The following is a 14221-nucleotide window of genomic DNA, read 5'->3' as shown; positions in this document are numbered from 1 at the left end:
GAAGCTGAAAAGAGGAGAAGGTGGATCGATTCATCAGTAATAAATGGTACAGAGCCCTGCTCCTTTTCCGGCTTGACCTTCCAACAATGCGGCTGGTATGATGATAGGCGTTGACAGACCGCGATTGGAAAAAGATTAATGACGGTCGATCTGTCTCGTATATATTCAGGAATATGGCCTGAACGTTTCTACCCTGCCACCGTAAATGGCCGGACTACGAGCTTATGGGTCACCGGTGTCGTGATCTCTTGTCAGACCTGTCTGGGATATCCATTTTTGCTGGAATGAAGAGGGGTGGCCAAACCCGCTTCATCGATGGATTCAGACATGTCCCGGAGGAAACGGTGGACCGGAGTCTTGTATTGCCGGCAGTGCGGTGTGCAAGGTCCGGTCTTTTCCATATTTCTGAATGTGAAAGTGGGGAAGGTTGATGGACAAACCAATGGATGAACGCGTGGTCGTATTGGATTTCGGGGGGCAGTACAACCAGTTGATCGCCCGTCGGATCCGGGATTTGGGGGTTTTCAGTGAACTGGTTCCGTATCATGTCTCTGCGGACAAGCTGCAGGAGATGGCACCTGCGGGTATTGTTTTCTCCGGGGGACCCGCCAGTGTCTACGGAGAAGGAGCCCCAAAATGTGATCCTGCCATCTTTGATTTGAGGATTCCCATTTTGGGAATTTGCTATGGCATGCAGCTGATCTCCGCACACTATGGGGCGGAAGTGGACCGGGCAGGTAAACGGGAGTACGGGAAAGCGGAAGTGGAAGTGGTATCCGACTCGACACTTTTTTCCGGTATGGACCGCAAACAGTCTGTATGGATGAGCCACAGTGATGTGGTGACCGCTCCGCCTGCCGGTTTTCAAGTGGACGGTAAAACCGCTTCGGCACCGGTGGCCGCGATGAGCGATCCGGATCGCAAAGTGTACGCCGTCCAGTTTCATCCTGAGGTGAGACACACCGTGGAAGGGAATACCATGATCCAGCGTTTCCTTTATGATGTATGTGGCTGTGAAGGAAACTGGAGCATGGAGACCTTTATCGATGACACCGTAGATGAGTTGAAACGCCACGTTGGGGATAAGCGTGTACTGTGTGCCCTGTCCGGGGGGGTGGATTCGTCTGTCGTGGCCGCCTTGATTCACCGGGCGATCGGGGATCAGCTCACCTGCGTCTTTGTGGACCACGGCTTGCTGCGCAAAGGGGAAGCGGACAGCGTGATGCGAACCTTCTCCGATCACTTCCAGATGAATGTGGTCAAAGTGGACGCTCAGGAGCGTTTTTTGACCAAGTTGAAGGGTGTCACCGATCCGGAACAAAAGCGGAAGATCATTGGCAATGAGTTTATCCGAGTGTTCGAGGAAGAACAGAAAAAACTGGGTCACCATCAATTTCTGGGACAAGGGACCCTTTATACCGACATTATCGAGTCGGGGACGGAGACGGCCCAGACGATCAAGTCCCACCATAATGTAGGCGGCTTGCCTGAGGACATGCAAATGGACCTGGTGGAACCGGTCAATACCTTGTTTAAGGATGAAGTACGGAAAGTAGGCGAAGAGTTGGGCCTGCCCCGGGAAATTGTTTGGCGTCAACCCTTCCCCGGTCCGGGTCTTGGAATCCGGGTGATTGGAGAGGTAACCGAGGAGAAATTGGTGATCGTTCGTGAATCGGATGCCATCTTGCGCGACGAGATTGCAAAGGCGGGATTGGATCGCGAGATTTGGCAATACTTCACCGCACTTCCCGACTTTAAGAGCGTGGGAGTAATGGGAGATGCCCGCACATACGCCTATACGGTCGGCATCCGTGCGGTCACTTCCATCGACGGCATGACCGCCGATTGGGCTCGCATTCCCAATGAAGTGTTGGAAAAAATATCGAATCGCATCATTAATGAAGTGGATGGAGTCAACCGGGTGGTGTACGACATCACATCTAAACCGCCTGCCACCATTGAGTGGGAGTGACGAAGGAGCTTTCAAGATGGATCAATCGATATTGGCCCGATTCTTCCGCTTTGGTGAAAACAAGACCCATTTGCGTACGGAGATCTTGGCCGGAGCCACCACTTTCCTGACCATGGCTTATATATTGCTGGTCAATCCCTTTCTGTTGGGCCACGAAGCCGGAATGGATTTTGGTGCGGTCTTTGTGGCCACTGCGTTGGCAGCTGCGATCGGGAGCCTGTTGATGGGCGTGTTGGCCAATTATCCAATCGCGTTGGCACCAGGGATGGGGCTGAATGCATATTTCACCTATACCGTGGTGCTGGGTATGGGAGTGCCTTGGCAGACCGCTTTGGGTGCAGTCTTTATCTCCGGGGTGGTTTTCCTCATCCTGACGGTGACCAAGCTGCGGGAAGCGATTATCAATGCGATTCCTAGAGGATTAAAACATGCGGTGTCCGCCGGGATTGGTTTGTTCATCGCGTTTATTGGACTAAAAAATGCGGAGTTAATCGTGGCCAGTGAGGCCACCACGGTTGCGCTCAACGAAAACCTGATGCAGCCGGGTCCGCTGTTAACTTTGTTCGGTTTGGTTTTGACCCTGTTGTTGATGATCCGTGGATGGAAGGGTGCCGTGTTTTTCGGGATGATCGGTACCGCTGTCGTGGGGATGTTCACGGGGGTGGTGGATTTGCCCGATCGCTTTTTTTCTGCTCCGCCAAGTGTGGCGCCTACTTTGATGCAGATGGATATCCTGGGGGCATTAGAACTTGGATTCTTTGCGATCATCTTTGCCTTCATTTTCGTGGATCTCTTTGACACGGCAGGGACACTGGTGGGAGTGACCAACCAGGCCGGTTTGATGAAGGACAACAAGCTGCCCCGTGCGGGTCGTGCCTTAACGGCCGACTCCGTCGCCACCATGTCCGGAGCGGCTCTGGGAACCTCCACCGTTACGTCCTACATTGAATCCTCCGCCGGTGTGGCTTCCGGCGGCCGGACTGGGATGACCGCGGTGACGGTGGCCGGATTATTCCTGTTGTCCATCTTTTTCTTTCCGCTGGTAAAGACTTTTGCCTCGGTTGCAGCCATCACCTCGCCAGCCTTGATCATCGTCGGTGTTCTGATGGCTTCCAGCCTGAAGGAGATCGAGTGGAACGACCTCACGGAAGCCGTGCCCGCTTTTCTCACCATCTTGATTATGCCGTTGGCCTTCAGTATCGCAACCGGAATCGCCTTGGGATTCATTCTGTATCCGTTGGCCAAGGTGTTCGCCGGCAAAGCGAAGCAGGTGCATCCCCTTTTGTATATATTGGCGGTCATCTTTATCGCCCGCTTTCTGTTTATGGGGAGTATGTGACTTGCTCCACACGGCTAAAGCCGTGGGCTTCTCGGATCATGGGGTGCGGCAACCCGCTACTCTCTCCCGAAGGCTCCGCCCGAGCCTAAAAACGTTCGATTTCAAGCTAGTGCCCCTTCAGGTAACTTCGATCTGTTTTTCATGGCCTTTACGCGAACAAGTCGGTCGGCTTGGTTTTCCGTCTTCGCTCCATGCGTGGCAGAGTCGACTCCGCCGGAAAACCAAGCCTCCCTCCACGTAAACACGATCGATATTGGTAGAAGGGGCACTAGTTAACCTTATTTTCCGGTACGATGGCTCGATGAAGAATGTTTCGCGCGCGTTGAGATCCCGATCCTCTCTGTAGCCACAGCGACAGACGCTCGCTTTCATCCCAACCTAAAGGGCTGGGTTTTCTCGCTCGCTATCTATAATAGGGATCAGCGCTTCATTTGGCAGACGGTTCGCCTTCGTTCTCAAACGGAGGCTTTTTTCTTTTTATGCATAAGGTCCATCCCTTTCGTTTTAGACTAGGACAGATGATGAAATGGAGGCGATGACGGTGGTGAGTATGCGATGGAGGGGAGTGAGGGTGGCGCTCCTGCTCCTGATGTTGACAGCGGTGATGGTTCCCTCTGTTGTGAAGGCAGCAGACCCAGTGGAGTCGGCATCTGAAGCGGCTTCCCGTTTAATCCGACAGAAACAGGATGCGGTTAATCAGGGGAATCGAGCTGCCTACTTATCCGTTCTCAATCCTGCTAATCATACATATGTAGAAGAACAGTCACGTTGGTTTGATGACGCCATTCGTTGGATGGATCCCGGGACCTATCGATTGCGGCTCATTTCCCTCATTCCGGAACGGGAGCACCAGCTTCGTGCTTGGGTGGAGCAGGGATACCGCAAAAACGGTACCTGGCATCGAGTGAGATTTCCCCTGTCGTTACAGGAAACTGCCACAGGTTGGAAGGATTCCGATCACCCCTTTCACCATCTTACGCAGGGAAACGTTCTCGTCCGTTATTCGGATCCTGCGCAGCAGGAGCAAGCCCTCATCGTCCAGGAGGCGGCAAGCAAAGCGTTGGTGGAGTTCCAACGACAACTGGGATGGAGTCCCCAAGGGCAGGTGGAGATCAAAATTTACCGCGATCCGGAAGTGTTCCGTCAATCGGTGAAGCCGTCTCTTCCCCGGTGGGCCGGAGGGTGGCATGAGGCCGGGCAGGCGATCAAATTGGTGGGAGCCGATTCTTATACGGACCGTCGCCTCCTCTCGTCTACGGTCGTGCATGAATTAACACACCGAATGGTAAGTGAGCAAAGCGGGGATAATGCCGCCTATTGGTTGCAGGAGGGTGCGGCGGAATACTACCAATCTCACCTCCTACCCGGTCTGATTCAGGAGGATGAAACCGATCGCCCCCTTCCCCGCTGGTCCCTGCAAGAGTTGGAGCAGGTACGCCTGGAATCGCTTCCCCCGGACAAAGCCGCCGACTACTACACCCAGTGCGACCAATTGTTTCGATTCATTGTTCACCGATTTGGGCAAACCTCTGTTAAAAGGATTTGGTCTACTCTGGAGCTTCATCCCACCATTGATCGGGACGGAGCGGATAAAATGGAGACATCAAATCAACGGACGCGGGATGCCTTAAAAAAAGTGACCGGCATGACGTTAAGTGAGCTGGAGCGAGAATGGCTCAACTGGATGAAAATAGAGAAGAAAGATCCCTTTCGAAACGAGTCCGGATTAAACGGGATGAACTATGCCCCGTGAGAAAAGCCCCGGTAAAGGGGCTTTTCTCGTAAAGGCATTAGCAGAAATCGAATCTTTTTTTGTCGAAAGGCAGAACCAGAGCGAAAATAGTGGCGATCACCAACAGGAACAACAACAGCCGTCTCAGGCCGAAGTGACCATCCATGTTAATCCCCCTTTACTAATTAATCACCATAGTTTATGAGAGAGAGAGGGGGAGCGGTTGGGCGAAAACAAGGGATTATAAGAAAAATAGATGATTGACGGAAGCTGACATTATTGTTTATTGACAGGTGGATGGGATGGGTATATAATCTTCCTCGGAAAACATCAAATATTTTCCTCGTTAGGTGAGGCTCCTGTGTGGAGATACGCTGCTGCCCAAAAATGTCGAAAGACGCCAATGGGTCAACAGGAACTATCGACATAAGGTGGTTTCTAATGTAGCTGGAGGTTCCTCCTATGCCGCACAGTGCTAAAGCTCAACGATTTGGGGAGACGCGCCTATTTGGTGATGTTTTGTATTTGCGATACATCAAACACCCTCATTCGTTGAGGGTGTTTTTTCATGCGTAAGGGGGTGGTGGAAATGGATAGCAGTCTTGAACCTGGATCGAGATGCAAACAACTATTTTTCCCGGACAGTACAAAAAAACGATCCATTTCCCACTCTCCATGGTGGGTCTTGGGCCATAGGAGGAATAGACGATGACAATCGGGCTCACCAAAGAACAGAAATCCTACGCAAAAGAATCCGCCGGTGCCTTGATGAGAGATGATTTTTTGTATGTATGGTGGGATCAAACAGTGGATGAGGTGATTGCTCATATACGGAGATACGGAGAGGAGCAAAAGTTTATCCACTATCTGTATGTAGTAGATGAAACCGGTGCTCTTCATGGTGTCATTTCGTTGCGGGATGTGGTTCGACGCAATCAAGAGGAAGTGGTTGCTGATTTTATGACCACTAATATTCTCTTTATTCCGGCTGATCTGGATCAAGAAGAAATTGCTCGTGTGATGAAAAAGCGGGATCTACTCACAGCGCCTGTCGTAGACAGTGATGGGCGACTGCTCGGCGTGATCCACCTGGATGATGTGTTGGATGTGGTTCAGGAAGAGACGACGGAGGACTTTCATAAGATGGCCCCGGTGATCACTCTGGGAAAAAATATCAAGGAAGCCTCTCCATTCTTTTTGTACCGCAGAAGAATCGGCTGGTTGGTGATTCTGGTTTTTATGAATCTATTTTCCGGTGCCGGAATCGCCTATTTTGAAGATACCATCACCGCTTCCATCGCTCTCGTCTTCTTTCTGCCACTGCTGGTGGACAGTGGCGGGAACGCCGGTTCCCAGGCAGCTACGCTGATGGTTCGTTCCTTAGCTACAGGGGATATTACCATGCGGGACTGGATGAAGTTATTTGGGAAAGAAGTCGTTACTGCCGGTCTGTTGGGAGCCACCATGGCTTTGGCGGTCTCTGTGATCGGTGTGTATCGCGGAGGAATGGATATTGCGCTGATCGTTTCCATGACGATGATTTTAGTAGTATTGGCAGGCAGCTTGCTGGGAATGTCCCTGCCCTTCCTCCTCAATAAATTCAACATGGATCCCGCTACTGCCAGCGCACCCTTAATCACATCATTGGCAGATATCACGGGGGTGTTGATTTACTTTTCCATCGCTAACTGGTATCTGGGATTGTAGGTGATGACCATGGGGTGGGAAGAAGGTTGGATTCCCTTATTTGTTGCCTTTGTTGCCGGCGCTGCGATTGGTCTGGAACGACAATGGAGACAGCGAATGGCGGGATTGCGCACCAATGTGCTGGTTTCACTCGGAGCGGCCTTGTATGTGTTGCTCTCTGTCATGGTGGTGGATGAAGTCAGCTCCACCCGTGTGGCGGCACAAGTGGTCAGTGGCATCGGCTTTTTGGGGGCGGGAGTCATCATCCGAGACGGTTTCAGTGTCCGCGGCTTAAATACAGCTGCCACCTTGTGGTGTGCGGGTGCGGTAGGAACCTTATCCGGCGCTGGCTTTTATTGGCAGGCGATGAGTGGGGCGGGAATCATTATATTGGCAAATGTCATCCTGCGTCCCATCGCTTTCAAAATGAATTCCCGATCCGGACCAACGGATTCCGAAGCAGACTACTTGGTTAGCACCACCTGTTTGGAAAGGGATGAGGTCCATATTCGCGTAATGCTGATGCACATGGTGAATGCGCGTTCGGTGGGTTTGCGAAAATTGTACAGCGAAGACATTGAGGGGACGGAGAAGGTGGTAGTAAAAGCCCATCTCCACAGTTCGGAGCGAAAAGATACCGTTATTGAGGAAATCGTAGGCTTGTTGAGCCTGGAAACGGGGATTACAGCTGTGGGCTGGAGCAAATGTAATGAGACTAGGTATGAGCTAGGATGAAGGTTATAAAAAGACTCGCCTCTCTTATTGAAAAAGGAGGCGAGTCTTTTTTATTTACGAAGCAGTTTCAGATACGTTAGCGGAGCGAGCACGAAACCGTTTCATTCCGTACTGGACGAGTTGCGCCGCAAGAAATGCGACTGTCATTCCGGCGAAGACGTCACCAGGATAGTGGTGTCCCACATAGGGCCGAGAGATTCCAATCAGCAAAGCCAAAATCAACAGGATATTCCCGAGGGTTTTATTGTAATGACAGAGTGCAAAAGCGATCGCAAACGCACCGGTGGTATGGTCGCTGGGAAACGAAGCATTCGGTTCTTTAGAAAGAAGAAGGTTCACATTGTCATGGGTGACGAAAGGTCGAGCCCGCTCCCACAGCTGCCCGATCATAAAGCTGAAGGATAATGCCAATGCCAGTGTGCAACCCGCCAGGATCCCGCCGCTGCGATGTTTTTTTAATAACAATAGGACGCCTAACAGGATGGCGAATAAATAAGGCCCATAATCCGTCATTACGATCATCAAGAGGTCCAACCAACCGTATTTTCCGGCCCACCCATTGATCCATTCGAAAAGGCGGTAATCCATTTCTCTCTCCCCTTTGTATATCCACAGTCATTATGAAGGATTGGTTGTGAGAATGTAAATAATCTGTAAAGATCAATTGCTGCATAAGCAATTGGATCTATCCAACCCCTCATTAAGATTGTCTAACAACAAAAAGTCAGGAAAAGCGATCCGGACTTTTTTGGATGAAGAGGGCCTTTACGGTCGAAAAGAGGGATCACCGAACGGCCTATCTGGGAAGCTTGAGGGGTAGAATCCGATCCATCGCCGGTGTTCGGGGGTAATATCTTCGCTCTCCGAGGAATGATCCCGATTAGCGTTCTCCATGTACATACACCTTCTCGCCTAGGTCACTTTGATTTCCCGGTCTCGCGATGCGCCTTTTGCGACGAAAGGAAGACGGCCATACCGACCCGGTTTTTTGCCCTGCAGATTGTTCAGACACGTTCTAAGCTTTTACCCTTTCAGAGGCGGGATCGTTTGCGATTCAGGACCTGGCCGGGATTGAGATTTGGAACGGAATGTCCAATAAAAATATGCCGACCCCACCACATATAAAATCGCCGTCACACAAAAGACTTGGGCATAGCCCCAATAGGAACCTCCATGGGCGACGATTCCCGTACTGATGGGGCCCATCAACGCCCAACCCAGCATAAACACCATCTGGTTGACGCTGTTGGCAAATCCCTTCATGTCGTCATCCACCCGGGCCATCACCATCGATTGAATGATGGGGTTGCCTGCATTCATGAGGGCTTGGCGCATCAAAAAACCGAAGGTAGCCCAGTAAAAATTGTGGCTGAAAGCGGTCAGCAATAAAAAGGGGATGGAAGCCATCTGTAAAAACACCACGGCTCGCACTTCACCCATCCGGCTGACCACCAACGGCCCGATAATGATTGCCAACGCCGTGGCTGCCTGGCCCAGGGAGATGACGACTCCGACGGCGGAATGGCTGGCGTCAAAACGATCGCTGAAATACAGGTTGAGATAAGGGATCACCATCCCGGCACCAAAGCCGGTAATGGCACTGGCAAGCGTAAACTTTCCGATCAATTTCAGCTGTCCTTTTTTATCGTGCCACCGAAATCCCAGTGAGGACGAGGAGCGTGAAACCGTGGGGCGAGGTCGTTCCCGCAGAAGGACTAGAGGGAGGAGAGCACCCATACTAAGCAGTCCCCCAATCCCCAGGGTGGTTTGTAAGCTTTTCAATTCGGAAAAATGGAAGACGAACTGAAACAAATCGGTCAAGACTCCGCCGCCGACATTGCCGATTACCTGCCCACAGGTAATCACCGCAAAGTTCATACTGAACAGGTGAATTCGCTGAGAAGGGTCCGAGTGCTCAGCCAGGAAGGGGATGGCCGCCACTTGCAAAAAAGCCATGAAGAATCCGGTGAAAAAGGCCATTGTAATCATCCAGAACGGTGTTTCCACCACCGCCCGGACCAACAAAGTGGACGCCATTACCAGTCCCCCGATGAGCAAGATCGATTTTCGGCCATATCGGTCGCTAAGTAACCCGGCAGGAATAAGAGCGATGGCTGTGGCCAAGGAAGTCATGGAAATGACCTGTCCGTTTACGCTTTCAGGATATCCCCATGCTTGAATGTACAGGTTGTACATCACCATGAAAACACCCATCCCGATTTGACTGAACAAGCTGGCAAACAAAAAGAGGCGGATATTACGGTCAAATCCGCGGAAATTTTGAATATATGCTTTCCAAAAGGTCATGGATGGGTTCTCTCCTGAATCATTTTAAACAACGAAAATTTCGCAATCATAAATATATCACATGGGAGGCTTTTGGGGTAGGTCTGATCCGGATGCAGGAGATGGGATATGAAAAGAATAAATAATCTGAATAATACGGACTTAGGGAGGAATGGCGGATGGGTTGGCAAGCGGAACGAATGGCTTCCGGCGAGAGCGCGAGTGACACGCACCCCTATTCAAGAGCACATATCGGGTTAACCGAACTGATGCCCCGTTATCGGGTGGAATTACGGAATCCGGATGCAACCAGCCTGGATCGGTTCTTCGATGCCAATCAAGTGAGTGACTGGTCCCAAGTGAGATGGAAGGACGTAGGCAAACCGTATCGGGTGGAAGACAGAGCACGGGGGAGACAGGAATGGGAAGCGAAACACCAGGAGGATATGCCGGTCCAGACGTCGTGGGAGTATTTTAACCGATCCTTTCATGAGTGGTTTGTCAAAGACGTTCCCCGGGAATTGGGGGAAGTCAAACACGATCTGAAAGCCCATCTGGCCCGGTTTCGATGGTCTGAGGTGAAGGCAGCCCTGGGCCGTTACATCCATCTGTCGCTTTGGAACTATGTCCAGCGCGTGGAAGACGGGATCTGGGATCCACGGGGAAAGCGAGCCTTGTTTCAAGGGTTGGATGTCCACAAGCCGCGCATCCTTTTCCTGGGAGCGGCTGAGGGGTATGAAGCCATGCAGCTTTCCGCCATGTATCCCGGGGGAGAAGCCGTTCTTGTGGATTACGATGCCTTTTGCGCGACGGACCGATTCGGACACTTTCCGGAAACCTATCCCTTTCTCGGCACCGACCCGGCGACGGGTCAGCCGGAGGTTTGGTACAAAAAGCAGATGAATCTTCACTACATGGTGGATGACATTCGCAACCTGCCCTTTGGCAAGGAATTCGATATCGTGATCAGTGTGGGGCTGTTGGAACATTTTCCGGACTCATACAAACCGGAAGTCATGGAGTGGCATCGTCAATTTTTGAAGCCGGGAGGATATACGATCCTGACCACTCCGCGGGATCAATGGAAGTCGCGGCTGTATTATAAGATCATGGCGGATGTGATGAATTATACATATCGGGAGTTGATGAACATCCGTCAGATGGGCCTGTATGTGTATGAAAACGGCTTTGACATCGTAAGGCATGGCTTTATCAAGGTACACAACGGGATTGTGGCCAAGCCTAGGTGAGGAGAGTTGGAATTTCCATTAGCCCAACCACCCAATAGGATTTGTGAGGATACGATCAATCCCTCAAAAGGCTGACGGGGTTACCGTCAGCCTTTTGAATCACGTCTTCTCGACGGGGGGGTCACAAAACTTGATACAGGAGAAGTCCAGTTACATCCAGTGAATGAAATCGTTTTTGGTTAGGCGCCATCCGTGTGATTCTATATACAGATAAACCGATTCCTACCGGTTAGGATCGGTTTTATGGTGACGGGTGTCATCCTATGGTGGAAACGCAAGCCTGTCGGGAAGATGGGAGTTTCCTCTAAAAAAACGGGTATTCCAAGGCGGAAAAAACAGCGTTGGGTATTTTGATTGCTCTGGGAATTTTCTTTCCGTTGGTGGGAGTCTCCCTCCTGGTCGTCTTCCTGTTTGATTGGCTCGTGGTTCAACGCATTCCTGCGGTTAAAAAAGTGGCTGGGCTGAATGATCAAGAGCAACAACAGCCGGTTTACATGATGCAAACCGGCTGTTGTTGGTTATACGGGTTAAGTGGTGGATGCAATGGAAGGGGGCTGACGTTGGATAAAGAAATACTGCACGATGGAGAACAGATTTCCGTATACCCAATACAGTGCCAAAGCAGAGGGGAAATTGATTCCCAAAACCAGAATCATAAGCGGCATGATGATGAGAAGCGGATGATTGACTTGCGTTCCGCTTTTCGCCATCATTAACTTGGATTGCAGAAAGGTGGTGCCTGCCGCTATCATCGGCAGCAGGAAGTATGGATCGGGTTGGCCCAACTGCATCCAGAGAAACGTGGATTTGGCAATGAGGGGATCACGCATAATGGCTTGGTAAAACGCGATCAGGATCGGCATCTGGATCAGGGCCGGCACACATCCCGCCATCGGGTTCACCTTGTGCTTCTGGAACAGTTTCATGGTCTCTTCCTGCAGCTTTTGTTGATTATCCTTATACTTCTCCCTAAGCTTGGTCATTTCCGGTTGCAGAAGTTGCATGGCCTGTGAGCTCTTGGTTTGTTTCAGGGTCAAAGGCAGCAACAGGATCCGTACCAACAATGTGACAACAAGAATGGACAATCCGTAATTCCCTAGAAATCCTTGAAACCAGTCCAGTGTCAGGATCAACGGATAGACGAGGAATACTTCCCAAAAACTGCCCTTTTCAGGGTTGATCGGCTGCATCATATTTGCGTTCGGGGAGCACCCGGTGGTGAAGATTATCAAGGCCACGAAGGATAGGGCCATGAATAAATGTCGCTTTTGCATGGTAAATCTCCTTCCGCCATGAGGGATTTCACATCCAAACAAATGGCTTTAAAACGATGGGGGATGGGTGGATTGTTTCAGTTCATCATGAATCTTATCCATTAGCTGAATAAAAATTTCCTTTTCCTGTTGAGTCAGAACTTTTAATATTTGTCCCCACATTTCCTGGCGCCGCAAAAGAATGTTTTTCACCAACGCCTGACCGCATTCGGTCAGCTTCACCCACACCACTCTTCTGTCGGAAGAGTCCCGGATGCGCTGGATCAAGCCTTCCCGGTCCAGCCGATTTAAAGCCAGCGTTGTCGCGCCTGAAGTCAAGCCGGTCCTTGCCGATAATTCATTGACGGTACACTTTTCTTTTTCCGACAAGGTCCGGAGCAAGATGAGTTTGGTGGAAGTCGGCTTAAAAGGCAATTCTTCTTCGTTTTGCTTGCTTAAAAAGTGAACAATGTTTTCGGAAACCCGGTCCATTTTTTCAATGTGGGGATCCAATTGGATGTCAGAGGACATTGAATATAACCCCTCCCCTTCCATGATACTTGTTTACCATACTACCCTATTATCTTTGTGATAAAGATAAATGACTGTGAACGTTTTATGATGGGGGCAGCAGGGATGGGATCGCGAAATTGAAAGCGTGTGACCGGAGTGTGAAGAGGACGGGCGAGGATGAAGGCTGCCCGTTTCGTTCATTAAATCAAGGGTCTGTCCTATGGTTGGTGGAATCCCCCCTGATTCTGTTTGTGATGATACAGGCTTCTTCACTGGTGCTGACGTTTGTAGGCGTCCATCCGTTGGTTACCATCGGCGTGCAGGGGGTACTGATTCAACCGTTGTTAACGGAACTAAACCCGTTGAGCGTAGCCATCGTCCTGCTGACGGCCAATCTGGCCACCGATGCTGCCGGTACATATAATACGACGGTGACGATGATGAACGACTTGACCCGAACCAATCCGTACCGAATCACCTGGTGGAACCTGAGGTTTACTTTGATATACGGAGGCGTCGGAATCCTGTTGGCGATCAGGTTGTTATGATCCTTTCCATAAAGGGGGGCTCAAAAGGGGCTGCCCGTTTTCTTCATTAGAAAACAAATGGGCTTGCGGTCAAAGTGATTATACTGTTAATATACATATATACAATATATAAGTACCGGGAGGCGGATGGGAATGTGGGAGACACTGGGGCTTTATTTCACGCTTTTTTTTATGGCAGCCACCCCTTGGTTGGAATTGATTTTGGTGGTGCCGGGAGGGATTGCGCTGGGGCTAAATCCGGTGGCGGTCGCCCTGGTCACATTTTTGGGGAATGCGTTGCCGGTGTTGGGGATTGTTTTTTTCTTTGACTGGCTGGGTCGGCGTCCGTGGTTTCGGCGCTTTTTCCGGGTGGAAGGAGAACAGTCAGAAGGAGGCGGTGAAGAACCGGACCGCCGCAGAAAAAAACGGGAGCGGGCTGCGCGTATGTTTCGGAAGTACGGGCTTCCGGGGTTGGCCTTGCTGGGGCCGGTTCTGCTCGGGTCCCACTTTGCCGCCGCTTTGGCGATGGCATTTCGTGCGGGAAAAAACGCGGTGGGAAGCTGGATGTTGATCAGTTTGGCTCTCTGGACGATGATTATGACTGCCGCCGCTTTGGCAGGTTTCCAATGGCTCCCTTCCGTTACACTCTAATTAAGAACGAGGAGATAAACGGAACACGAGAAATGGACCGGTGGCGAAGCCGCCGGTGCCTTATTTTAAGGTTTCTCGTTCTCCGAAAAAAATGCTTGACGGTTGAATGCAACCGTGATACATTATTATTTGTCCTTACACGGGACAGGCTTCGACAAGAATGGTCACAGCCGAAACAAGCAAGAAAAAAGTTGTTGACAAGATCGCTGGGATTTGATAAGATAGATCTTGTCGCCGCAAGAGAGTGGCGCACGCCGAAAGGCGGACAACAGAAGCG

At 50.9% G+C, this 14221-nt stretch carries 12 protein-coding genes and 2 riboswitches; of the genes, 8 read left to right on the top strand and 4 right to left on the bottom strand.

Going from position 1 to position 14221, the window contains the following annotated elements; all coding sequences use genetic code 11:
* The first annotated feature begins 135 nt into the window (after window positions 1-135).
* Window positions 136-237: riboswitch (purine riboswitch) on the top strand.
* 193 nt (window positions 238-430) lie between these two features.
* The 5 genes from guaA to JOE21_RS16840 all read left to right on the top strand — a co-directional run bounded on the left by guaA (window position 431) and on the right by JOE21_RS16840 (window position 7464).
* Complete coding sequence (gene guaA / locus JOE21_RS16860) at window positions 431-1972, top strand: glutamine-hydrolyzing GMP synthase (RefSeq protein ID WP_309868541.1); 1542 nt, start codon at window positions 431-433, stop codon at window positions 1970-1972.
* Between the two features lie 16 nt (window positions 1973-1988).
* The gene (locus JOE21_RS16855) at window positions 1989-3311 is read left to right on the top strand and encodes an NCS2 family permease (RefSeq protein WP_309868539.1); all 1323 of its coding nucleotides are present in this window, start codon (window positions 1989-1991) and stop codon (window positions 3309-3311) included.
* Between the two features lie 550 nt (window positions 3312-3861).
* Window positions 3862-5064 carry a peptidase MA family metallohydrolase gene (locus JOE21_RS16850; RefSeq protein ID WP_374709410.1) on the top strand — a complete coding sequence of 401 codons (1203 nt, stop codon included), beginning with the start codon at window positions 3862-3864 and terminating at the stop codon, window positions 5062-5064.
* Between the two features lie 314 nt (window positions 5065-5378).
* A riboswitch (M-box (ykoK) riboswitch) is annotated at window positions 5379-5545 on the top strand.
* Between the two features lie 206 nt (window positions 5546-5751).
* Window positions 5752-6750 (top strand): magnesium transporter, encoded by a 999-nt coding sequence (gene mgtE, locus JOE21_RS16845; RefSeq protein WP_309868536.1) that lies wholly within the window; start codon window positions 5752-5754, stop codon window positions 6748-6750.
* A 9-nt stretch (window positions 6751-6759) separates the two neighbouring features.
* Window positions 6760-7464, top strand: a complete 705-nt coding sequence (locus JOE21_RS16840) for an MgtC/SapB family protein (RefSeq protein WP_309868535.1) — start codon at window positions 6760-6762, stop codon at window positions 7462-7464.
* 54 nt (window positions 7465-7518) lie between these two features.
* Here the strand turns inward: JOE21_RS16840 and JOE21_RS16835 are convergent, their stop codons facing one another.
* Window positions 7519-8073, bottom strand: a complete 555-nt coding sequence (locus JOE21_RS16835; protein ID WP_309868720.1) for a phosphatase PAP2 family protein — start codon at window positions 8071-8073, stop codon at window positions 7519-7521.
* A 414-nt stretch (window positions 8074-8487) separates the two neighbouring features.
* On the bottom strand, window positions 8488-9771 hold the full coding sequence (locus tag JOE21_RS16830; RefSeq protein ID WP_309868534.1) for an MFS transporter: 1284 nt from the start codon (window positions 9769-9771) through the stop codon (window positions 8488-8490).
* Window positions 9772-9929: 158 nt separating this feature from the next.
* Here JOE21_RS16830 and JOE21_RS16825 point away from each other — a divergent pair, with 158 nt between their 5' ends.
* Window positions 9930-11000 (top strand): class I SAM-dependent methyltransferase, encoded by a 1071-nt coding sequence (locus tag JOE21_RS16825; RefSeq protein ID WP_309868533.1) that lies wholly within the window; start codon window positions 9930-9932, stop codon window positions 10998-11000.
* Window positions 11001-11527: 527 nt separating this feature from the next.
* Here the strand turns inward: JOE21_RS16825 and yidC are convergent.
* Together yidC and JOE21_RS16815 are read right to left on the bottom strand one after the other, a co-directional pair.
* On the bottom strand, window positions 11528-12274 hold the full coding sequence (yidC, locus tag JOE21_RS16820; protein ID WP_309868532.1) for a membrane protein insertase YidC: 747 nt from the start codon (window positions 12272-12274) through the stop codon (window positions 11528-11530).
* A gap of 48 nt (window positions 12275-12322) precedes the next feature.
* Window positions 12323-12784, bottom strand: coding sequence for a MarR family winged helix-turn-helix transcriptional regulator (locus tag JOE21_RS16815; RefSeq protein ID WP_309868531.1), 462 nt, complete (start codon window positions 12782-12784; stop codon window positions 12323-12325).
* A gap of 140 nt (window positions 12785-12924) precedes the next feature.
* Between JOE21_RS16815 and JOE21_RS16810 the strand changes: the two genes are divergently transcribed.
* Together JOE21_RS16810 and JOE21_RS16805 are read left to right on the top strand one after the other, a co-directional pair.
* A complete protein-coding gene (locus tag JOE21_RS16810) occupies window positions 12925-13314 on the top strand; it encodes a hypothetical protein (protein WP_309868529.1) in 390 nt (129 codons plus the stop codon).
* A 132-nt stretch (window positions 13315-13446) separates the two neighbouring features.
* Window positions 13447-13944 carry a small multi-drug export protein gene (locus tag JOE21_RS16805; protein WP_309868527.1) on the top strand — a complete coding sequence of 166 codons (498 nt, stop codon included), beginning with the start codon at window positions 13447-13449 and terminating at the stop codon, window positions 13942-13944.
* Window positions 13945-14221: the final 277 nt, after the last annotated feature.

The organism is Desmospora profundinema (genome assembly GCF_031454155.1).
Taxonomy (GTDB): Bacteria; Bacillota; Bacilli; order Thermoactinomycetales; family DSM-45169; genus Desmospora; species Desmospora profundinema.
The sequence above is the reverse complement of the archived record's forward strand: the minus strand, read 5'-3'. Positions and strand labels throughout refer to the sequence as shown.